The organism is Pseudomonas sp. ASL7, from assembly GCF_056680375.1.
Map to the genome: position 1 here is coordinate 1450331 of NZ_CM155279.1, position 22503 is coordinate 1472833.

Consider the following 22503-nt stretch of genomic DNA (forward strand, 5'->3'; position numbering starts at 1 on the left):
GGTCCTGCTCCGTGGGCCCGCCGCCATCGGCCATCCATGGCCGGGGGCGGCTAACCCGGCATCCATGCCGGGTTGCCCACTACGCAGAACCTCCACTCGGCCTCTCGAGGGGGCGGTGCATCGAGATCAAAAGCTGAAGGCGAGCTAACGCTCGGCCTGATGAGTGGTGAGAATCAAAGCTCCACGCCGATCTGCTGTATGTGGGAGCGAGCCTGCTCGCGATGGACGTGAACGATAACGCGTGCTGTCTGGAAAAATGCGTTGCCTTCGAATTCATCGTCGGAACGCCACCCGGAGCAATGCCGGAGTGAGGGCATGCCCCCATTGTGTAATTAGCAGCGATGCTGTGTTACCTGCCTGCACTTTTTCGTGCCACAGGCCACAACGTGGGGCATTTCAACCCGTTACCAGCACTGAAAAACCGCTCGCCCGTTGTCCTCTGACTCATCAATAAATCAATCAATTCAATTACCTGAATGCCATTTTCAAAATCTGGCATGCAATATGCTTTTTGGCTACATGGATAATTGGATACAAAAATACAAAAGGTGCATTCGATGAAATTCGCCCCCGTCTATTCCGAGCGTCAGCCCATCACAGCCGAGGAGGAGGCCTACAACTTTCTTCTCGAAGCCATTTGCAAAGGACGCTACCGCACCGGCGAGCGGCTGATTGCCGAGGACATCGCCGGTGAAATCGGCATGAGCCGGATGCCGGTGCGTGAAGCTTTCAGGCGTTTGGACGCCGATGGTCTGGTGATTCTCAGGCCCAACCGTGGTGCCATCGTCCGTGGCTTGAACATCGATGAAATGCGAGAAGTCTTCGAAATGCGCAGTGCGCTGGAAGGCCTCGCCATTCGGGTCGCCGCCACGAAAATCACCGAGCGCCATTTTAGCCATCTGGAGCGCTTGCTCGATGAGATGGATGACTACCGCGAAGACGGTGCCGAGTGGGTCAGTCGTCATCGCGCCTTCCATGAATACCTGTGCAGCTTGAGTGAGCGTCCGCGGCTGATGCGGCAAATTTCAGCGCTGTACTCGGTGATCGAGCCGCACATGCGCCTTTGGTTACAGCACGCCGACAAGCCCCGTAGCGCGCGGGATGAGCATGCGTCGATTATCGCTGCGCTGCGCTGTGCTGATCCGGATAAAGCCGCGCAAGTGGTGTGTGAACACATCGAAGGCACCATCCCGCGCCTGATCCAGTTCCTCGAAGCCCACCAATAGAAAACATTCCACCGCGTAGGCGCTGCCGCAGCCTGCGGCAGCTCCTACGCGGGACATCCGTTGCAGCACACCTGGAGTCTTGCCATGCACAAGCCTTGCGCGTTAGTTGCCGTATTTACCATGAGTCTATGTTCTCTATCGGCGCTCGCCGCCCCCCAGCTACCTGAGCGATTAAGCAAGAGCGACAAGATCGTTTATTGCTCTGGCATGGACTCGCCACCGCTGGTGTCGTTTGACGTGAAGCAGAAACCCGTGGGGCTCCAGGTCGATATGGGGGAAGCGATTGCCCAGCGTCTGGGGGACAAGAAAGTCGAATGGCGCATCTCTCCCTTCGCCGGGCTAATCCCGGCGCTGCTCGCGCAGCAATGCGACATGATCGTCGATCAATTGTTTGATAAGCCCGAACGCCGCGAAGTGATCGATATCGTCAACTTCATGTATTCCAGCCAGTCCATCGTGGTGCCCAAGGGCAATCCGAAATCGGTGAGCACCCTGGAAGATCTGTCCGGTCTCAAGGTGGCGGTCAGCAATGGTTCGACGATCCGGGTCTTGCTCGGCAAGGAGAACGAAAAGCTTGAAGCCGCCGGCAAGGCGCCGATGAAGCTGGTGGTTTACAACGTCGACGCCGATGCATTCCAGGCGTTGCGTATCAATCAGGTCGATGCCTTTGGCACTACGGTTGAGTCCGCCGGGCACTATCAGCAACTCGCGCCGGACCTTTTCCAGTCCGCCGTCCCCTCGTTCAACAGAATCCTCACCGGCTTCGGCGTGCGCAAAGGCGATCCACAGCTGACGGCAGCCTTGACCGAAGTCCTGCAAGGCATGCGCGCCGACGGCAGTTACGCCGCGCTACTCGGTAAGTGGCATGTCGACGGTGACAAACTGGACTGAGGGCGTACTCGATGAACTTCAATTGGAATGTGTTCTGGCAGTACCTGTTGCAGCCTAGCGATGTCTACCTGACGGGGTTGTGGCTGACGTGCCTGATCAGCGTGTCGGCCATGCTGCTGGGGTGTACGTTGGGGCTGGTGGCGGCGTTGATGAAATTGTCGCGCAATCCGCTGTTGCAGTACCCCGTGCGCTTTTATGTATGGCTGATGCGCGGCACGCCGCTGCTGGTGCAGATCGTTTTTCTATACACGGCACTGGCGGCCGGGGGGATTTTTCGATTCGAAGACCTGGACCTCGGCTGGTTCATCGTACCGGGCAACATCCAGGCTGCAATCATCGCCCTGGGACTCAATGAAGGCGCCTACATGGCCGAGATCATCCGTGCGGGTATCGGCGCGGTGGACAAGGGCCAGTACGAAGCCGGGCGTTCACTGGGCATGACCTTTTCCAAACTGATGCGCCGCATCGTATTGCCCCAGGCATTCCGGGTGATCGTGCCGCCGCTGGGTAACGAGTTCAACGTGATGCTCAAAAACACCACGCTGGTCAGCGTGATCGGCGTGCAGGAACTGTTGCTCAGTACGCAAATGGTCACCTCGGCAACCTTCCGGGTGTTCGAGTTGTACCTGGTGGTCGCCCTCTACTTCCTCACATTGACCACGCTCTGGGGGTTTTTCCAGCGCTGGCTCGAAACCCGGTTCGGACAGTCTGACCGGCCCGCACCGGCGGCCAGCCGCCTGTTCGGTCGCAACACCATGAAACTGCTGAGAGGGCGTTGAACATGGCGCACATGAGTGAAGAACTGGTCATCGAAGCGCTGGATATTCACAAGTCCTTCGGTGACCTGGAAATTCTGAAAGGCATCTCGCTGCAAGTTCGACGGGGCGAAGTGGTGGTGCTGATCGGCGCATCCGGCTCCGGCAAAACCACGTTTATCCGCTGTATCAACTTGCTCGAAGACATTCAGTCCGGGCAGATACGCGTCAGCGGCCGACCAATGGGTTATCGCACCAAAGCGAACGGCAGTCTGGTGAAGGATTCGGAACGCAATATCGCGCGCCAGCGCCGAGACATCGGCATGGTGTTCCAGCGCTTCAATCTGTTCCCGCACATGACGGCACTGGAAAACATTATTGAAGCACCGATTCAGGTGCTGGGCGTGTCTCGTCACGCGGCGGTGGAGCAGGCCAGGGCGCTGCTCAAGCGCGTGGGTCTGGCCGAAAAAGCCGACCACTATCCGTCGATGCTATCCGGCGGCCAGCAGCAACGGGTCGCCATCGCCCGGGCATTGGCAATGAAACCTCAAGCCATGTTATTCGACGAACCGACCAGCGCCCTGGACCCGGAGACGGTGGGCGAAGTGCTGCAAGTCATGAAGGAGTTGGCGCTGGAGGGTATGACCATGGTGGTGGTGACCCACGAGATGGGGTTTGCCCGCGAAGTGGCTGACCGCGTGGTGGTGCTTGATCAGGGCGAGTTGATCGAACAAGGCCCGCCCGAACAAATCTTCAGTCAACCCCGGCACGCTCGCACCCGCGCCTTTCTCAGTCGAGTGTTGTAGGAGCGAGCTTGCTCCGGGCGGCGTTCCGACGATGGTCGCTAACCATAACGCGTGCTAGCTGAATAAACGCGGCGCTCTCAAGTTCATCGCGAGCTAGCTCCTACAGTTTTTTCTGACCACTACTTTTGCGTGAGTCCTGCCATGTTCAAATTTTCTGCCCACGAGTATCCCTACGCTTCACAACGTCAAAGTGTTTTCGCAAAACGCGGCATGGTCGCCGCCTCCCAGCCTCTGGCCGCCGAAGCCGGCATTGAAATCATGCGTCGCGGCGGCAACGCCATAGACGCCGCGATTGCCACGGCGGCGGCGCTGACGGTGGTTGAACCCACCGGTTGCGGTATCGGTGGCGATGCCTTTGCGCTGGTCTGGACCAACAATAAACTGCATGGCTTGAACGCCAACGGCTCAGCGCCACAAGCCCTGAGTATCGACGCGGTGAAAGCGGCCGGGCACGAAAAAATGCCCTTGCACGGCTGGACGCCCGTGACCGTTCCGGGGTGCGCGTCAGCCTGGGCTGAACTATCCAAACGCTTCGGCCGTCTGCCGTTTGCGCAGCTGTTACAACCGGCGATCAGTCTGGCGCGCGACGGGTTCCCGGTGTCGCCAGTGGTTGCCTTGCAATGGCAAACGGCGCTGGAGGGCTTCACCCCGGATCGCGACGAAGTGCTCGATAGCTGGTTCGACACCTTTCTGATCGATGGCCGGGCACCCCGAGCCGGCGAGATGTTTCGCAACCCTGCCCAGGCTCGAACCCTGGAGGACCTGGCGGCCACAGGCTGCGAAAGCCTTTATCGTGGCGCACTGGCGCAGCGGCTGGATGCGCATTCGCGGGCCACGGGCGGTTATCTGCGCGCCAGTGATCTGCACACCTATCGCGCGCAGTGGGTCGACCCGATCAAGGTCAACTATCGCGGCGTCGACGTTTGGGAGATCCCGCCCAGCGGGCAAGGTCTCGTGGCGTTGATGACGCTGAAGATTCTCGAAGGCTTTGACTTTGATCATCGCGATAGCCAGCAAACCTGGCACCGTCAGCTTGAAGCCATGAAACTGGCTTACAGCGACGGGCTCCACTACATCACAGACCCCGAGCACATGCGGGTGGCGGTGGAAGATTTGCTGAGCGATCAGTACGCCGCTCTCCGTCGCGGGCAAATCGGCGAACAGGCTGTGGCGCCGCAGCCGGGCGAGCCTCACGCCAGCGGCACCGTGTACCTGGCCACCGCTGATGCCGAAGGCAACATGGTCTCGTTCATCCAGAGCAACTACCACGGTTTCGGCTCAGGCGTGGTGCTGCCGGACAGCGGCATTGCTCTGCAAAACCGTGGTGAAGAGTTCAGCCTCGATCCCGAACATTCGAACTGCCTGGCACCCGGTAAAAAGACCTTCCACACCATCATTCCGGGCTTTCTCAGTAAGGACGGCGTGGCAATGGGGCCGTTCGGCGTCATGGGCGGCTATATGCAACCCCAGGGGCATGTGCAGATGGTCATGAACCTGGTGGATTTCGGCCTCAACCCGCAAGCGGCGCTGGATGCACCGCGCTGGCAATGGTTGGGAGGATTGAAGGTCGGCATCGAGCAGGGCGCTTCGCGAGATATGGCCGCGGCATTGGCGCGGCGCGGGCACCAAGTGGAAGTGGCGTGCGACCTGACCAGTTACGGGCGCGGACAGATCATCCTGCGCGATCCCGATACTGGCGTGTTATGCGGTGGAACCGAGCCACGCACGGACTCGCATATCGCCGTGTGTTAACGGGCAGTGGCGAGGGTATCGCGCCCTCGCCACTACGCAGGCGTGGCCGGTTTGGCCAATTCGATACCGGCCGCACTCAAGCGCTTGAGAATTTCAAACAACAGGTCGCTTTTCGTGATGCCGACGATTCTCGGGCTGCTGACGTATCCCGTGATTGTCAACGTGATGCCGTCGGGCGAGAGTTTGCTGAATCGAACATAAGGGGCCGGTTTATCAAGGATGGTTTCGTTCTCGTTATACGTGTCGCACAACAGGCTTTGTACTTGCTCGGGGTCAATGTCCAGCGGGAACATCAGTTCGAGTGTCGCTACACCCTGCGCACTGCCGCCCAGCGTCACGTTACGCAAGTTTTGCGAAATCAATTGTGAGTTCGGAACGATGACTATCGAACGGTCGCTGAGTTGAATTTCAGTGGCCCTGACATTGATTCGCCGGATGTCACCTTCAACCCCGCTGATACTGATCATGTCGCCAACCTTGACCGGGCGTTCGGTCAGAAGAATCAGGCCGGAAACGAAGTTTTTGACGATTTCCTGCAAGCCAAAACCAATACCGACGGACAGGGCGCTGACGATCCAGGCCAGGTTGGTCCACTCCACGCCCAGTGACGACAGTGCCAGCAGAATGGCCAGGACATAGCCAATATTGGCGAACAGTGTACTGAGGGAATCGCACATGCCGGGGTCCATATCGGTCTTGGGTAGTAATTCGTTATCCAGCCACCGGCGTAATGAGCGAATCAGGTAGATACCGACCAACAGGGCCAGCAATGCATTAAATACGTGGCCAGGGATGATATTGAATTTGCGCAAGCCATCACCGCCGAGGATGGCGAGCACTTGGGAGACCAGTTGCCCGAGTGTCGTTCCTACGCCACCCACAAACAGTGAAATGAAGGCGAGCAGTAACAACGTGGCGCGACCCGCTCCGGACAAAATGATCGACACTTGCTCAAGACGCACATCACCAATCCCGAGCGATTGTTTAAACGCTTTTCCACTGGGACTCTTGGGGGAGAACAGGTACTCACAGCTGTCTTTGAACAACTGAATCAGCAGGTAAAAACCGGACAGGATGGTAAAGCCCCATACCAGTTCGTAGGTGATGAATCTGGCCAGGGAAACGTAGCCGATCAGCAGGGCGAACAGCGATACAACAACCGCAATGCCGGCGAAGGAATAAATCACGCCGGCGAGGGTGGTACTCGATTCGGGGGCTTCACCGCTGGCTGCCACGGCCCTTCGGACGTTGCTGGCACGCCGGAATAACGTACCGAGAATCAGCGTGACAACGAGTCCGATCACGCCGCGACAAAAAAGCACGACTGGGGTGCTCATGTTGGTGACATTGGTAATTTGCGTCAGCCCCACCAGCACCAGGAGCGTACCGGCCAATAGTCTGGGAAAGGGTTCTATCGCCAGGGCGACAGAGTCGGAGATAGCCGGTAGCCGCCAGGAGGGATGTTTGGTCGAGAGCATCGCCCGGCTTAAACCGGTGATCAGGACACAGGTATAAATAAGCTTTTCGAATTCATCGGCAAAGTTCTGCATCATGGGCGACAACGGAAGTTGTCGAGTCAGTGCATAAAACAGCACCTGCATCGCGCAGGCAGTGGTCAATATCGTCGCCACCACTGAGGCCAGTGCAAGGGTACTTCGACGCAAACGCCCTTCGGGCATTCGATGTATGCACACCCAGGTCAGCCCGCGCTCCGCGACGTTCCGGCCCCAGGTCCAAATGAGCAGTGCCAGAACCATCAGTGTGATGGAAAACAGGCGCTGGCCGGGCTGCCAGGTTATTTTGATCGAATGACTGGCCTGCTCGATGAAGTCGCGCAGTCGCTCACGGTCCTCCATTAGCGGGTTAAACATCGGTGCCCAAAACTCCGGCCCCAGAATACTGCCGCTACGAAGCGTTATTTCGGACTCCAGAAGGCTGCGTCGAATCGTAGCAATCTGAGCCATGAGGTCGGAGGCATTTTGTCTAAGCACTGCCAAGGTTTTCAAGCTGGCATCGACGGCCCTCTTTTGTTCGGAAAAAAAGGCTCTTTGCGTTGCGATATCCGACTTTTCCGGCGTGAGATCGCCAGCGTTGACAGGGCCTAACACATCAAGTTGAGCTTGTAATTGCCTCTGTTCAGGCAGCAGCGATGACTGCAGGCGGTCCACATCACTGATCAAAGATTGAATGGAATCTTGCAGACCCACCATCTGGGAGAGGTTATCCGCCAACGAAGCCTCTTGTTTGATCCGGTCAAGCCGAATTTGAAGTTCTTGCAGATCACTTGGGGACACTGTAACGGACGAAGTGCCTGGCGTGTCGGTTGAAGTCACTGCGATGTCGGCAGCCGACAGCTCACTGATGCTCGCACCCCACAATGTAATCATGAAAATCAGGATTAATTTCAATGCAGGACACATTGGCATGCTCCAGCGACTTTAACCATTGATGTTAGGCCATGGCGGGTGCTGGCGCGAAAAATAAAGAGTTTCAGGCATTGCCTGCAAGGGCAGGGGTATCAGGTCAACCCTTGAACGTCTTTTTGCTGACGCCGGTCGAGTAGATGGACCATCAGGCAGGCGTATAGCGTCACGAAGATGAACAACCCCATGCGCACGGCAAATGCGGTGTAGACGTCTTTGCCCGCCGCGCTGTCCTGAACCGACTGCCCCAGCAGGATAATCAGCGTAATCAGGGTGTTGAGCCAGAACCCCGGGGTTTGTCGCGTCGGGTTCAAGGCATAGAGCTTGCGCGCCAGCACCAGGCCGAACAGCAGCGTCCACAGAAAGAACATCCACAGATGGACAAACAGACTGAGGGCGCACCAGAACAGGATGGCCAGCAGCCCGCCGAGCAACGTCGACCCGATCAGCTCACGACCTGCGGTGCGGGCTGTGGTTGTGGCGCTTTGCTGACCCAGGCTGACGGCCTTCAGGATAATCGGCAAATAGGTGGCGGGATCGATCAGCGCCAGCACGAATGTCGGCAACACAATCAGGGTGGCACGCAGTGCAATCCTGGTCACCTCGTCAGCCGACAGGGCAGGGGCGGCCGGTGGCGACGGGGCGTTGGCCGGTTCTGGAAAAAGCTGATGACTTAAAGCCACCACGATGACGGCAAGGAGCAGCCCCTTGACCAGTGCACCAATCACCATCATCGCCAGGTCAAAATCGGCCACACCCGCCGAAGAAATCATGGTCAAGCCAATCACCAGAAAGGTCACGAGCAAGTTGTTACCGCCGCGCAGCCCAAAACCAAAGGCCAGGAACAGGCTGACACCGATCAGCAACACACCCGTGAAGGGGTAGTAGCGCAGGACTGGAATCAACACCAGGCCGACGCCCGTGATCAACATCGCAGCCAGTGCGAGAACCAGTCCAACCTTGAAGGGCAGCGGCCGATTAAGTGTGCCAAGCAACAATACACACAGTACCGGTGCAAGAAACGGGATCGGCAACCCCAGGCCGAAACTGGCAGCGAGGCAGAGTGCCGTGCCCAAGGCCAGACGAAGCGCGCGCTGAGCCCGGGGATTGCGCTCAGTCGGCCTGCTCTTAATAGGCATAGCTCAGCCAGCTCATTAACCCGAAAAACACGCGACCGAGCACATTCAACGGGTTGCCCTGAGTCGGGAACGCCATGACTTCAGCCTGTCCGCCGGCCCGGATGGCGCGACTGTCCCGCAGCATATTCATCGAGTCCTCGGAAAATTCGATAATCACCGGAAAACGCTGTGCCGGACGCAGCCAGTCACGGCTGTTCTGTACGCTCGGCAGACTGCCGGCCGGGGTGGGCGGACCGACACTGACGCCAAAGCCGACACTGCGCACTCGGCCCTCGTACGTGTGGCCCGGCATCGCGTCGAGGATGATCCGCACCGGCGTGTCCGGGGCGACCAAACCCAGGTTGTTCTCAGTCATGTCCGCACTGATCCACACATCGTGGATCGCGATCAGGATCATGACCGGGCTGCCGGCGGCGGCGAACTGTCCGACGTCAGTGCGCAGGTCGGTAATCAGGCCTGCCGAGCGCGCACGGATCTGCGTATTGGCCAGGTCCAGTTCGGCTTTGGACAACGCCGTGGCCGCGCTGCGCAGCTTGGCGTTGTCTTCATCACTGCCGCCTTCTGTTTCGCGCGCCCGCTCAACCTCGGCACGGGCGGCGGCCACCTGACTGGTGGCCTGTTCGCGGTTGGCGCGTGACACTTCCAGCAGGCGCACGGAAATGGTGCCCGGGTCTTCGCGGTACAACCCTTCAAGACGCTGATTGTCCTGCTTCGTCTTCAGTTCATTGGCTTGGGCCGCTCGCAGCGAGGCTTGAGCCGAGGCAATGCCGGCGGTACCGGCGCCGATCTGCCGGCGTGTCGATTCAAGGTCCGCGCGCGCTCGGTCGACGGCGATTTGATAAGACTGCGGATCTACTTCAAACAGGACATCGCCCGCCTTGACGTCCTGGTTGTTGCGCACGTTCACCCGGGTCACCCGGCCCGCCACCTCTGCGGCCACCGGAATCACAAAGGCCCCCACGCGAGCCTGTTGCGTGTAAGGCGTGAAGCGGTCAGCCAGCAAGTACCAGACCAGGCTGAGGAAGATCAGCGCCAACACCCACTGGAGGCCTTTTTTTGAAGGATCGGCGGCCGGCTCTGGCGACTCGGGGGAGGGCAGGTCGGGAGCGGGCTGCGCGGCTTCACTCATCTTCATTTACCTTCTGAGGGAGGGGAAAGGCTGGCTGTGCAGCGGCGGGTTCCAGTAAATTGCCCCAATCCGTGCGTTTTTCCATTTGTTGGCGGGTGGCCTGATCCACTTTGGGTTGGCCGCTGTACCATCCACCGCCCAGTGCTTTGTATAAGGCAATCACATTGCTGACGGCGTTGCTGCGGGCTATCAGGTAGTTGTCTTGTTGATTGAGTAGCGCGCTCTGAGCATCCAGTACCCGCTGGAAATCTGAATAACCTTCCCGAAACTGAGCGCTGGCCAACACCAGCGAACGCTGGGCGGCCACTGCGGCCTCACCCAGGATTCGTTCACGCTCCAGGGATTTGATCAGGCCGCTGGCGGCATCGTCAGCCTCGCGTGCAGCCTGGCGAACCAAGTCCCGGTACGCCTCGATCAGCTGCTGCAATCGCGCATCCTGAACACGTACGTTGTTGGTGATCTGACCGTGATCGAACACGTTCCAGCGTAGACTCGGGCCGCCAATCAGGTCCAGATTATTGGCAGTGCCTCCCAGCGAATTGGCTGACCAGATGATGCTCCCGAACAAGCTCAGCGATGGATAAAAATCACTTTCCGCCACGCCGATCAGCGCCGACTGGGCGGCAACATTGAGCTCGGCCGCGCGCACATCCGGTCGACGCAACAGTAGAGTGGCGGGTACATCTTGCAGCACGGCGCGGTCGACCAACGGGATCAAGCCGACATTCTCCACCAGTTGCGGTAGCGCACCGGGGGGCTGGCCGATCAGCACCGCCAACGCATTGCGGGTACGCAGGAACTGGTCTTCGAGGTCGGGGATGGTACTCAACGTTCCCAGGTATTGGGTCTTGGCTTGTTGCAGGTCGAGTTCGGCATTCTGGCCGCTTTTAAAGAGTTTCTCGGTGATCTCGAAGCTGCGCTTTTGCTGGCTGGCATTCTCCCGGGCGACGCGTAGACGGGCTTCAAGGGTGCGCAATGAAAAATAGGTATCGGCCACTTGGGCCCGCAGCAGTACCAGGGCATCTTCATAGTTGGCCTGGGCAGCGAAATAGCTGGCATCGGACGACTCGATTGCGCGACTGAAACGACCCCAGAAATCCAGTTCCCAGCTGACATCAAAACCCGCACCGTATTGCCAGAAACGGTTGTTCTGAGGATTTCTCCCACCGGATTGCCTGCGGCTGTCGTACAGGCTGTCGGCGCTGACTTGTTGCTGTTGCGGATAGAGCCCCGCCTGGGCAATGCCCAGTTGTGCACGGGCTTCCATTACGCTCAGACCGGCGATTTTCAGGCTGGTATTGTGCGCATCCGATTCGGCAATCAGGCGGTCGAGCACCGGATCGGCGAACACTTTCCACCACTGACGGATGTCCGGGCTCGGGCCCCGCTGACTGGATTGCTCAAGGGCAGGGGTGTCCCAGTGCTTGATCCATTCTTCACCCGGTGGCTGGAAGTCCGGCCCCAACCGCACGCAGCCGTGGAGGGCGAATACGCCCACCAGCAGGAAGGGGGCCGACCGTTTCAGCATGGCGGTACGTGAAAGCATCAATGGCGATCCATGAAGGATGATGAGTGGGAGCATAGACGTCTGAACGGGCGTGCACGTTTGTCATCAAATGACAAGCCATTGTCGCCTGATGAGAAGCGGCCAGTCCGCTTGCGACCTAAAGTCCAATCAACGCATAACGCCAAAAAATGGCTGATTGGAGAATAAAAACATGGCTAAAGCCGTACGTTTCTACGAAGCCGGTGGTCCCGAAGTCCTTCGCTATGAAGACGTCGAAGTCGGGGAGCCCGGCCCAGGCCAGGTTCGTCTGCGTCACGTTGCCGTCGGACTGAACTATGCCGACACCTACTTTCGCAATGGCACCTACCCGATCCCGCTGGCGAACGGCATGGGCGTTGAAGCCTCTGGCGTGGTACAGGCGATCGGCGAGGGCGTGACCCAGGTCGAGGTCGGCGATCGCGTCACCTACACCGGATTTCTCAACACGCTGGGTGCATACAGTACCGAACGTTTGATTCCAGCCGCGGCGCTGATCAAACTGCCGGAAACCATCGGTTTCGAGACTGCCGCCGCCATGACCATGCGCGGGCTGACTTCAGCGTACCTGATGCGCCGGATCCACAATTTCAAGGCCGGCGACAGCATTTTGCTGCATGCCGCTGCCGGTGGCGTCGGCCTGATCGTTTCGCAATGGGCCAAGCTGCTGGGGCTGACGGTCATCGGCACGGTATCCACCGAGGGCAAGGGTGAAATCGCTCGGGCCCATGGCTGTGACCATGTCATCAATTACAGCCATGAAGATGTCGCCCAGCGCGTTCGCGAGCTGACTGACGGTGTCGGCGTCAACGTGGTGTTCGACAGCGTCGGCAAGAATACTTTCATGGGGTCCCTGGACTCGCTTAAACGCCGCGGCCTGATGGTTTGCGTGGGGACTGCATCCGGCCCGATTCCAGCCTTTGACCCGGTGCTGCTGGCCATGAAAGGTTCGCTGTTCCTGACTCGTCCTGCGTTGGCCGACTACATCGCCGACCCGCAAGAAAAAGCCGCCCTGGCAGGCGAACTGTTTGATCACGTCGGCAGCGGTCGAATCAAGATCGAGATCAACCAGCACTACGCCTTGCAGGATGCCGTGCAGGCCCATCGTGACCTGGAATCGCGCAAGACCACCGGCTCCTCGATTTTCGTCATTTAAGGGAGTCGCCTGCCATGAAAGTCGAACAATTGACCTGCAACATCGGCGCGGAACTCATCGGCGTCAATCTCGCCGACGCCGTCCATGACGACGGTCTTTTTGCCGAGATTCGTGCTCAGTTGCTCAAGCACCGAGTGGTGTTTTTGCGTGATCAGGAGATCAGCCGCGCCGAGCACGTCGCCTTCGCTCGTCGCTTTGGCGAGCTGGAGGATCATCCGGTGGCGGGCACTGATCCGGACCATCCGGGGCTGGTGCGCATCTACAAGAACCCGGACCAGCCGATGGACCGCTATGAGAACGCCTGGCACACCGACGCCACCTGGCGCGACGCGCCGCCGATGGGTTGCGTGCTGCGCTGCGTGGAGTGTCCACCGGTGGGCGGCGACACCATGTGGGCCAACATGGTTCAGGCCTACGCGAACTTGCCGGACGACGTAAAGGTGAAGATCGCCGACCTTCGCGCTCGGCATAGCATCGAGGCCAGCTTCGGCGCGGCCATGCCGATCGAGAAGCGTCTGGCGCTCAAGGCCATGTATCCGGACCCCGAGCACCCGGTGGTGCGCATCCACCCGGAAACCGGCGAAAAGGTGCTGTTCGTCAACGCGTTCACCACCCATTTCAGCAACTACCACACCCCTGAACGAGTGCGCTTCGGCCAGGACGCCAACCCGGGTGCCGGCGAGCTGTTGCGCTACCTGATCAGCCAGGCCTACATCCCCGAGTACCAAGTGCGCTGGCGCTGGAAACCCAACAGCATTGCCATCTGGGACAACCGCAGTACCCAACACTACGCCGTCATGGATTACCCGCCGTGCCATCGCAAGATGGAACGTGCCGGCATCATCGGCGACAAGACGTTCTGATCAACCCGTTCGTACTCGCCTATCCGTTTGCCCGGCATCGCCCGCCGGGCAGGCAATCATAATAATAGGAGTCACTCATGCAATTCTTCGACGATTCGCTGCACCCGGAAAACATGGAAAAGGTGGTAATCACCGTAGCCCCATACGGCCCTGAATGGATGCCGGAAGACTTTCCGGAAGACATTCCGCTGACCATGGATGAACAGGTGCAGAAGGCGGTTGATTGTTATGAGGCAGGTGCCACCGTTTTGCACCTGCACGTACGCGAACTGGATGGCAAAGGCTCCAAGCGCCTGTCCAAGTTCAACGAGCTGATCGCGGGTGTGCGTGAAGCCGTGCCGGACATGATCATTCAGGTTGGCGGGTCGATTTCCTTCGCCCCTGAAAGCGATGGCGAAGCCGCCAAGTGGCTGTCTGACGACACTCGCCACATGCTGGCTGAACTGACGCCAAAACCGGATCAGGTGACAGTGGCCATCAACACCACCCAAATGAACATCATGGAGCTGCTCTATCCGGAATACCTGGAAGGCACCTCCCTGGCCAATCCGGCTTTTCAGGCCGCCTACAGCGAGATGACCGTACCGGCTGGCCCAGCTTGGGTTGCTGAACACCTTAAGCGCCTGATGGACAACGACATTCAGCCGCACTTCCAGCTGACCGGCATGCATGCCATGGAAACCCTCGAACGCCTGGTGCGCAGGGGTGTGTACATGGGCCCGCTGAACCTGACCTGGATCGGCATTGGTGGCGGTTTCGACGGTCCTAACCCGTTCAACTTCTTCAACTTTATCCACCGCGCGCCGGACGGCTGCACCCTGACCTCCGAGTCGCTGCTCAAGAACGTAATGCCGTTCAACACCATGTCGATGGCCATGGGCATGCACCCACGTGTGGGCAATGAAGACACGATCATTGATCACAAAGGCGATCGTTTCGGCTCGGTTGCGCAGATCAAGCAAACCGTGCGCATCGCTCATGAACTGGGTCGCGAAATTGCCACCGGCAAAGAAGCCCGTGAGATCTACCGCATCGGTGTGAAGTACCAGAGCATTGAGGAGACCCTGTTGGCCAACGGCATGTCCCCCAACCGCAAGGTTGGCCAAAAAGGTGTGCCGCAACGCGGCTGACCGGTAGCGGGGCGGAAGGCCGACGGCTTCTCGCCCCGCTGCACCGCATACCCTATAACAATAAGAAGCACTAGCAACATCCGAGGAGGCAATATGGCCTTTTACCCCGGCGCAGCAGACGATGACGAGCCAGGCTCGGTCGGTGTTGCGCGCAAATATGCCTGGATCGTCTTCGCGCTGACGTTCGGCCTGTTGATTTCCGACTACATGTCTCGCCAAGTGCTTAACGCAGTGTTCCCGCTGCTTAAAAGCGAGTGGACGTTGAGCGACGGCCAGCTCGGTCTGCTCAGTGGTATCGTCGCCTTGATGGTCGGACTGCTGACGTTTCCCCTGTCACTGCTGGCCGACCGTTTCGGGCGGGTCAAAAGCCTGGCGCTGATGGCCTTGATGTGGAGCCTGGCAACCCTGGGCTGCGCGTTGGCGCAAGACTATCAGCAGATGTTTATTGCCCGGTTCATGGTCGGCGTAGGCGAGGCGGCCTATGGCAGCGTCGGCATCGCCGTTGTGATTTCCGTATTTCCCAAGCACATGCGTGCCACGCTTTCCAGTGCCTTTATGGCCGGAGGCATGTTCGGCTCGGTGTTGGGCATGGCCTTTGGCGGAGTGATTGCCAACAAGTTGGGCTGGCGGTGGTCCTTCGCCGGCATGGCGCTGTTTGGCCTGTTGCTGGCGGTGCTTTACCCGATCATCGTGAAGGAAGCGCGCATCGCTCCACAGCGCGCCACCATGGCCGCGAACAAAGCTGCTGCCGCAGTCAAGCGTCCGTTGCGCACGTTGTTTTCCAGTCGTTCGGTGATCGGTGCCTATGTCGGCAGCGGCTTGCAGCTATTCGTCGGTGGCACGGTGATTGTGTGGATGCCGAGCTACCTCAACCGTTATTACGAAATGGGCACAGACAAGGCGGGGGCGGTGGCCGCCATCATCGTGCTGTGCAGCGGCGCCGGGATGATTCTGTGCGGGATGCTCAGCGATCGCCTGTGCCACCAATCGCCTGAACGCAAGATCGCCCTGGCCATCGCTTATTGCCTGGGCAGCTGCCTGCTGTTGTCGTTGGCATTCGCCTTGCCGGTCGGGCCTGCGCAACTGGCGCTGATCTGCCTGGGCATGCTGATTGCTGCCGGTACCACAGGGCCTGCCGGGGCGATGGTTGCCAATTTGACCCACTATTCGGTCCACGGCACGGCGTTCGCCACGCTGACCCTGGCCAACAACATGCTGGGACTGGCCCCGGGGCCATTCATTACCGGCAAGGTCTCCGATTTGATCGGCCTGCATGCAGCGTTCCAGTTGGTCCCCCTGATCAGCATCGTGGCGGCGGCGGTGTTTTTCTACGCCAAGTGTCATTACAACAACGACATTGCTCGGCTTAACGGCGAGCCCGTCGCTGACACCGTCGGTAAAAAAGTAGTGTTTGAGGTGAAGTTGTGAGTCGTCGTTTACAGGTAGATGTGTTTTTCGATTTCATTTGCCCCTGGTGCCTGATCGGTAAGCGCCAATTGGAGCATGCGCAGGTACAGTTTCGCAGTCGCCAACCGGATGTGCAGATCACCACGGTGTGGCACGGCGTGCAGTTGCTGCCTCAGTTGCCGGTACAAGGGGAACCCTTCGCCGACTTCTACCGTAAACGTCTGGGCAGTACCGAAGCCGTGGGCATGCGCCAGGCCCAGGTCCGGCAGGCCGCTGCGGCAGTCGGGTTGGCTATCGACTTCAGCCGCATCGCGACGATGCCCAACACCGCAGACGCGCATCGAGTGTTCGAGCGTCTCAGCGCGCAGGGCAATGCTGTCCAGCGGGACGTCCTGCTGGAGCGACTGTTTGCCGCTTATTTCCAGAAGGGCGAAGACCTGGGCTGCCGTGAGACGTTGCTTGCGATTGCCCGCTCCTGCGGCTTTGATACTGACGCCTTGGCCGACTGCCTGAAGGGTGACGCCAGTCCGTTTTCAAGCCTCCCGGGCGCGGCGGGTGGCGTGCCCAGCTTTCAGTTCGATCACCGCATGACGCTAGTGGGCGCGCAACCCGCCGAGGTCTTACTCGGGGCCATGAGCCGGGCACTGAAAGAAAGTGATCACGAGCGGCAACCGGCATGACGCGCCGCATTCCTGTGCCTGCCGGAAAACTCCCGCAAGCGGGTGGTCGTGCGCTGGTTGAGTTCGATGACAAAAGCCTGGCGCTGTTCAACGTCGACGGGCAGTTGTTTGCCATCGACGACAGCTGCCCGCATCAGGGCGCCTCGCTGTGCGGCGGGCGTCTTGAGGGCCGGGTCATTCAATGCTGCGCCCATGGTTTGCGCTTCGACCTGAGCAGCGGCTACCTGCTCAACTCAACCGCGCTCAAGGTTGCCAACTACCCGGTCGAAGTCATCGACGGCCACGCATTTATCGTTATTGTTCCCGAGGAGTCCGCGCCATGAGCGCCATTGCTATCAGTAGCATCCACAGCCGCGTGCGCGAATTAGCGCCAGGCTTTATCGTCAGTCTGATCGTTGCTGCTGCGGCGTCCTTCCTGTCCGAACACTACGGCGCGCCGGTCATGCTGTTCGCGTTGCTGGTCGGCATGGGGCTGAACTTTCTTTCCGGTGACGGTCCATGCAAAGCCGGCATCGAATTCACTGCGCGCACCGTGTTGCGCCTCGGCGTGGCCCTGCTGGGGATGCGCATCACCCTCGAGCAGATCGCCGCGTTGGGCTGGAAGCCTTTTGCACTGGTTGTGATCCTGGTGGTGGTGACCATCAGTGTTTCAGTGGTGGCAGCCAAGGCCCTGGGCTTCTCACGCTTGTTTGGGATGCTTACCGGCGGCGCTACGGCAATCTGTGGCGCTTCGGCGGCGATGGCGCTGGCGGCGGCGTTGCCCAATCATCCGCAGAAAGAACGTGCCACTCTGTTCACCGTTATCGGGGTGTCGGCGCTGTCCACCACGGCAATGATCCTTTACCCGATGATTGCCAACTGGTTGGCGTTGTCGCCACAAGTGGCAGGAGTGTTCCTCGGCGGGACCATCCACGATGTGGCGCAGGTGGTCGGTGCCGGATACAGCCTGTCGACCGAGACCGGAGACATCGCCACCGTGGTCAAGCTGATGCGCGTCGCCATGCTGCTACCGGTGATCCTCAGTGCCACCCTGATCACGCGTATGCAGGGCGCCGACACGGGCGGCAAGCGGCCGCCGCTGCTGCCTTGGTTCGCCGTCGGTTTCCTGGTGCTCGCCTGCATCAACAGTACCGGGTGGGTTGCCCCGGCGGTGCAGGGCTCCATCAACGAGCTGTCGCGCTGGAGCCTGGTGGTTTCGATCAGTGCCTTGGGCATGAAAACCCAGCTCAAGGAGCTGGCCTCTGTCGGCATCAAGCCCATCCTGTTGATGATCGGGGAAACCGTATTCCTTGCCGTTCTCGTGTTGCTGTTGTTGCACTGGGGGCTGTAAGCCCGGCTGCACGCAGCACTGTCTGGCAAGCAGCGCCGCTTTGCGTTTACTCCGACGCGGAGTGGCACGAGACCGGTGTCATAAGCTCCGGTTCTTTTGCGGCGACTGTATTAGCAGTCGCCGTTTTTTTTTGGCAATTCAGGCGGGGGGACGTCCACGAGAGCGAGCTGTATTGCCGGCGCCAGCCACCGATTATTCGAAGGCTTGGCGGGCTCAGGGCTTTTTGGAGCCGGCGAGAGTTTTTGAGATGCGTTTTGTCTGTGCGCGCCACGCTGCGGGCGGCATTCCGAATTGGGTGATGAACCAACGCGTAAACGAACTCGCCATGGAGTAGCCCAGCATGTCGGCAACCTGGCTCAGCGAATAGGTCGGGTTTTCCAGGTAGCGCAGCACCAGATCGCGGCGCACATCGTTGATCAGGTCATTGAAGGTGCAGTCGTCTTCTTTCAGGCGGCGCTGCAACGTGCGCACGTTCATGCCCTGACTCTGGGCGATCTGCTCGATGGTCGCGCGTCCCATGGGCAGCAGCATGTAGATGGCTTTGCGTACCTCGAACAGGGCCGAAGGCCCTTCGTTGCTTTGCAGTGAATCGAGATAACGCTGGGCGTAACGTGCCATGCCCGGATCGGCATGGGGATTGGTTATGTCAAGGTTGAGGTCAGGGCAGACGATGCCATTGAACTCACTGCCGAACTCCAGCTTGCAACCAAACAGCCGGCGATGCAGTTGCAGGTTGTTGGGGGGCTGGTGGGTGAAGTTGACGCTGTAGGGGTGCCAGTGGGCACCGAGCAGGGCGGCGCAGAGACGAAACATCACACCGATTGCCAGTTCATTGGCTTGCCGACAGGGCATTGGCGAATCGGTGACCACCTCCTCGCGGATGATCACCATTTTGCCCGCTTCCTCGACAAAGATCGCCAACGACTCGTTCATCAGGTGACGGTAATGCACCAGCACTTGTAACGCATCACGTAGCGTTCGCTGATGGGTGAGCAACAAGCTGACGACACCAAAATCGGAGAGCTGGCGTGATTCGGCCATGCTCAAGCCAAAGTACTGGCAACCGCTGGCGATGGAGGAGTTTTCCAGCAGGCGCACCGCCGTATCAATAGGAATTCGGTGTTCGGGGGTTTGCAACAGGGCTTTGTTCAAGCCGACGTCGAGCAGCATGGTCTGTGGGTTCAATCCCTGGTTTTGCGCCACCTCCAGGTAGTTAGTCAAGACAGCGGCGCGTACGAGCTTGGTCATGCTGGACCTTTTTTCTTGTAGTGATTGCGACCGAACTTAACGTGACCGGCTACATCCGGCAAGTCATGAAATGAAAAGTTTTGAAGGGAGGCTTTCAGTTCCTTTTTGTCCTCGGCAGTTCATCCGAACAACCGCAAACTTGTCATCAAAAGAAAAGTCGCTGACGTCAAATGCAAAGCATTGTGGGAGGGGGCTCTTTAATGTCGGTACTACAAAAAGATTCTGGCGAAATAGCCAGTCGAGTCATCGTGAAGACGAAGGTGTTCAAGTGGACAAACTGCAAACTAGCGCAACCGTTCTGATCGTCCCGGGTCTGCGTGACCACGTTGCCGAGCATTGGCAAACACTACTTCAAGCCCGATTGAGCAAGGTGCGCAGCGTCCCGCCGCTTGAAACCGACAAGCTCGACTGCGCTGCCCGGGTCCGGGCGATCCAGCATGAACTGGAACAAATCGACGGGCCGGTAATTCTCGTCGCTCACAGCGCCGGGGTGCTGATGGTCGCGCACTGGGCCGCCCGGCACAGCGGTTTGATCAAGGGCGCTCTGCTGGCCGCACCGCCTGATCTCGATGCCGCCTGGCCGCAGAACTATCCGTCACCTGAATCCCTTAAAGCCAATGGCTGGGACCCTCTGCCTGCCGGTGCGCTGCCGTTTCGCAGCATCGTGGCAGGCAGCACCAACGATCACCTGGCCAGCCTCGAGGCTGTCACCCGTATGGCTCACGGCTGGGGCAGCGAACTGATCAACCTCGGCGAAGTCGGCCACCTCAACCCGGCTTCCGGCTTTGGTCACTGGCCGCAGGCTGAAGCTCTGATTCTGGAATTGGATCGTTAGTCAGGAGCCGGCCTGGTCGCAAGCCACCGGCAATTGCCCTCATTCCTGAAAGCACTGGCTCTTTCACCGGCTGCCAGTGCGAGGGCTACTACGCTTTAAAAAAAATACAAAAAGGCGGAGCCAACTCAATGCATAACAATAAGAGTCACAGTTACAACCCGTTGCGTCTAAGTCTGTTGGCCTCGGCTATCTTGGCCGCGTCCATGCCGACAGCCCACGCCTTCGAACTGGATACCGGTAGTCCCGATTGGTCAGTGCGCTTTGATAACACCGTCAAGTACAACTACGGTGTGCGTACCGAAAACGCTGACAAGCGCATGCTCGCGACGCCGAACAACAATGACGGCGATTATAACTTCCGCGGGGCGGGTACCAATATTACCAATCGCCTTGACGTGCTGACCGAGTTGGATGTGGTCAACCAGGGCAAACAGGGGTTTCGTGTCAGTGCCGCGAGTTGGTACGACCAGGCCTATGATGACATCGGCTCCAGTTCCAATCCCTTCGTCAATGGCAATGGCTCGACCTCCGGGCTGGTTAACAATGACACGCGCCCTTTGATTGGTAGTCGCGTCAACCCCGGCGTCGGCAACGGCAGTCCCCACCTGAGCAACTATGCCCAGCGCTACTACAGTGGTCCGTCCGGGGAAATCCTCGACGCCTTTGTGTTCTGGAACCATGAAGTGGGCGATGAGTCGCAGATCAGCCTGAAGGCAGGTCAGCACAACGTGTTCTGGGGTGAGACCATTCTGAACCCGGTGCATTCGATCAGCTACGGCCAGTCGGGCCTGGACCTTGCCAAGCTCGCGGCTTCGCCGGGTACCGAGGCCAAGGAACTGTTCGTTCCGCGTAACCAAATCTCGATGACCTTCACCGTCAATCCCGAGCTGACCGTAGGCGCGCAGTACTTCATGCATTGGGACGCCGCCCGCCTGCCCGAGGCTGGTACCTACTATGGCGGCTCCGATCTGGTGGGTACCGGTGCACAGTCTTTCCTGCTGGGTAATACCAATGCCACCGTACCAGGTAGCGCTCTGGGCTGCGGTCTGGCGCCTTGCAACGGTCTGACCAATGTGCGTCGCGGTCACGACCTGACGCCGGATAACAGCGGGGACTGGGGGGTTATGGCCAAATGGTCGCCGGCCTGGCTGGACGGGACACTGGGCGTCTACTACCGCCAGACCTCGGATATTTTGCCCCAGGTGTGGATGAACGCCACCGGTATTACTTCGGCTAACCCCAATGGGACTGTGCCCAATTTCAGGACCGCAGCGGGGCAGGTGCAGGGAGTGGCCAATACGCTTAACTCGCTGAACACCGCCACCTATCAAATGGCCTATGCCGATGATATTCATATTTTCGGTTTGAGCCTGTCCAAGGACGTGGGCGGTGTGAGTGTTGGCTCGGACCTGAACATCCGCGAAAACATGCCACTGGCCAGCATTCCGGCAATCGTCGTCAATAGCAACACGTTCGGCCTGGGCCAGGGGCTAGGCCTATTGCCTCCTCGTACGGCGGACACCGGTGTTGTCGATGAAATCCCAAACAATAACAACTTGAGCGCCACCGGTGAGACGTTGCACTGGACACTCAACGGCCTGATGACCCTGCCAAAAACCCCTGTGTTCGATCAGGCAACCGTGCTCGCCGAGCTCTATTACAGCAACTTGCTGCACCTCGATAGCCAGAATGCCGCGCTCTACAAGGGTAATAGCAGCTACCAAGGCATCGATAAGCCGACTCGCGACAACTGGGGTATTGCGGTCAACTTCACGCCGACGTGGTACCAGGTATTCCCTGGCGTCGACCTGAACATGCCGATGTCTGTCAATGCGGGGCTTGCTGGCGTGTCACCGGTAAGCGGAGGGGGTGCAAAAGACACTGGCAACTATGCCTTCGGCGTCGGCGCGATTGTTTACAACAAATACTTCGTCGATCTGAAGTATGTGGACTCCTTCGGCAAGACTGACAAGTGCAACGTCAGCGGCGTGAGCACAGGTCCAAACGGTGGCGACGGCTCCACGCCGAACGCCTTCAGTGGTAACGAAAACTACGCGTGTTATGGCGGTGGCTACTCGTCCTTCTCCGGTGCGAGCGCGACTACAGCCGACCGTGGAGCCGTTTACCTGACGCTTAAAACCACTTTTTGATTCGCCAATGGCTTACCTCAGTAAGCAGGAGAATAACAAG

Annotated in this window: 19 protein-coding genes; 14 read left to right on the top strand and 5 right to left on the bottom strand. The window is 59.1% G+C overall.

Going from position 1 to position 22503, the window contains the following annotated elements; genetic code table 11:
• The first annotated feature begins 557 nt into the window (after positions 1 to 557).
• The 5 genes from AC1MDT_RS06625 (at position 558) to AC1MDT_RS06645 (ending at position 5430) form a co-directional block, all read left to right on the top strand.
• Positions 558 to 1226 carry a GntR family transcriptional regulator gene (locus AC1MDT_RS06625; protein ID WP_480421266.1) on the top strand — a complete coding sequence of 223 codons (669 nt, stop codon included), beginning with the start codon at positions 558 to 560 and terminating at the stop codon, positions 1224 to 1226.
• Positions 1227 to 1310: 84 nt separating this feature from the next.
• Complete coding sequence (locus AC1MDT_RS06630) at positions 1311 to 2117, top strand: ABC transporter substrate-binding protein (RefSeq protein WP_480421267.1); 807 nt, start codon at positions 1311 to 1313, stop codon at positions 2115 to 2117.
• Between the two features lie 11 nt (positions 2118 to 2128).
• Positions 2129 to 2896 carry an amino acid ABC transporter permease gene (locus AC1MDT_RS06635; RefSeq protein ID WP_480421268.1) on the top strand — a complete coding sequence of 256 codons (768 nt, stop codon included), beginning with the start codon at positions 2129 to 2131 and terminating at the stop codon, positions 2894 to 2896.
• Positions 2897 to 2898: 2 nt separating this feature from the next.
• Positions 2899 to 3678, top strand: a complete 780-nt coding sequence (locus AC1MDT_RS06640) for an amino acid ABC transporter ATP-binding protein (protein WP_480421269.1) — start codon at positions 2899 to 2901, stop codon at positions 3676 to 3678.
• A 141-nt stretch (positions 3679 to 3819) separates the two neighbouring features.
• On the top strand, positions 3820 to 5430 hold the full coding sequence (locus AC1MDT_RS06645) for a gamma-glutamyltransferase family protein (RefSeq protein ID WP_480421270.1): 1611 nt from the start codon (positions 3820 to 3822) through the stop codon (positions 5428 to 5430).
• A gap of 32 nt (positions 5431 to 5462) precedes the next feature.
• Here AC1MDT_RS06645 and AC1MDT_RS06650 read toward each other — a convergent pair whose 3' ends face one another.
• The 4 genes from AC1MDT_RS06650 to AC1MDT_RS06665 all read right to left on the bottom strand — a co-directional run bounded on the left by AC1MDT_RS06650 (position 5463) and on the right by AC1MDT_RS06665 (position 11649).
• Positions 5463 to 7850 (bottom strand): DUF3772 domain-containing protein, encoded by a 2388-nt coding sequence (locus tag AC1MDT_RS06650; protein ID WP_480421271.1) that lies wholly within the window; start codon positions 7848 to 7850, stop codon positions 5463 to 5465.
• A 98-nt stretch (positions 7851 to 7948) separates the two neighbouring features.
• Entirely contained in the window at positions 7949 to 8992 is a 1044-nt protein-coding gene (locus tag AC1MDT_RS06655; protein ID WP_480421272.1) for a DUF2955 domain-containing protein, read from the bottom strand.
• Positions 8982 to 10121 carry an HlyD family secretion protein gene (locus tag AC1MDT_RS06660; protein ID WP_480421273.1) on the bottom strand — a complete coding sequence of 380 codons (1140 nt, stop codon included), beginning with the start codon at positions 10119 to 10121 and terminating at the stop codon, positions 8982 to 8984. The genes AC1MDT_RS06655 and AC1MDT_RS06660 overlap by 11 nt, the downstream gene beginning before the upstream one ends.
• Positions 10114 to 11649 carry an efflux transporter outer membrane subunit gene (locus AC1MDT_RS06665; RefSeq protein WP_480422718.1) on the bottom strand — a complete coding sequence of 512 codons (1536 nt, stop codon included), beginning with the start codon at positions 11647 to 11649 and terminating at the stop codon, positions 10114 to 10116. Before AC1MDT_RS06665 ends, AC1MDT_RS06660 begins: the two co-directional genes overlap by 8 nt.
• 190 nt (positions 11650 to 11839) lie before the next feature.
• Between AC1MDT_RS06665 and AC1MDT_RS06670 the strand changes: the two genes are divergently transcribed.
• From AC1MDT_RS06670 to AC1MDT_RS06700, 7 genes are all read left to right on the top strand, one after another.
• Positions 11840 to 12820 carry a quinone oxidoreductase family protein gene (locus AC1MDT_RS06670; RefSeq protein WP_480421274.1) on the top strand — a complete coding sequence of 327 codons (981 nt, stop codon included), beginning with the start codon at positions 11840 to 11842 and terminating at the stop codon, positions 12818 to 12820.
• 14 nt (positions 12821 to 12834) lie between these two features.
• The gene (locus AC1MDT_RS06675; RefSeq protein ID WP_480421275.1) at positions 12835 to 13683 is read left to right on the top strand and encodes a TauD/TfdA dioxygenase family protein; all 849 of its coding nucleotides are present in this window, start codon (positions 12835 to 12837) and stop codon (positions 13681 to 13683) included.
• A gap of 77 nt (positions 13684 to 13760) precedes the next feature.
• A complete protein-coding gene (locus tag AC1MDT_RS06680) occupies positions 13761 to 14813 on the top strand; it encodes a beta-keto acid cleavage family enzyme (protein ID WP_480421276.1) in 1053 nt (350 codons plus the stop codon).
• 93 nt (positions 14814 to 14906) lie between these two features.
• The gene (locus AC1MDT_RS06685) at positions 14907 to 16241 is read left to right on the top strand and encodes an MFS transporter (RefSeq protein ID WP_480421277.1); all 1335 of its coding nucleotides are present in this window, start codon (positions 14907 to 14909) and stop codon (positions 16239 to 16241) included.
• A complete protein-coding gene (locus AC1MDT_RS06690; protein ID WP_480421278.1) occupies positions 16238 to 16900 on the top strand; it encodes a DsbA family oxidoreductase in 663 nt (220 codons plus the stop codon). The genes AC1MDT_RS06685 and AC1MDT_RS06690 overlap by 4 nt, the downstream gene beginning before the upstream one ends.
• The gene (locus AC1MDT_RS06695) at positions 16897 to 17223 is read left to right on the top strand and encodes a Rieske (2Fe-2S) protein (protein WP_480421279.1); all 327 of its coding nucleotides are present in this window, start codon (positions 16897 to 16899) and stop codon (positions 17221 to 17223) included. Before AC1MDT_RS06690 ends, AC1MDT_RS06695 begins: the two co-directional genes overlap by 4 nt.
• Positions 17220 to 18230, top strand: coding sequence for a YeiH family protein (locus AC1MDT_RS06700; protein ID WP_480421280.1), 1011 nt, complete (start codon positions 17220 to 17222; stop codon positions 18228 to 18230). Before AC1MDT_RS06695 ends, AC1MDT_RS06700 begins: the two co-directional genes overlap by 4 nt.
• 213 nt (positions 18231 to 18443) lie before the next feature.
• On the opposite strand, the gene AC1MDT_RS06705 is transcribed toward AC1MDT_RS06700, so the two are convergent.
• A complete protein-coding gene (locus AC1MDT_RS06705) occupies positions 18444 to 19478 on the bottom strand; it encodes an AraC family transcriptional regulator (protein WP_480421281.1) in 1035 nt (344 codons plus the stop codon).
• 268 nt (positions 19479 to 19746) lie between these two features.
• On the opposite strand from AC1MDT_RS06705, the gene AC1MDT_RS06710 reads away from it, so the two are divergent.
• Complete coding sequence (locus tag AC1MDT_RS06710) at positions 19747 to 20313, top strand: RBBP9/YdeN family alpha/beta hydrolase (RefSeq protein WP_480421282.1); 567 nt, start codon at positions 19747 to 19749, stop codon at positions 20311 to 20313.
• Positions 20314 to 20441: 128 nt separating this feature from the next.
• Positions 20442 to 22463: a DUF1302 domain-containing protein gene (locus AC1MDT_RS06715; RefSeq protein ID WP_480421283.1), complete on the top strand. Its 2022-nt coding sequence runs from the start codon at positions 20442 to 20444 to the stop codon at positions 22461 to 22463.
• The last annotated feature ends 40 nt before the right edge of the window (positions 22464 to 22503 follow it).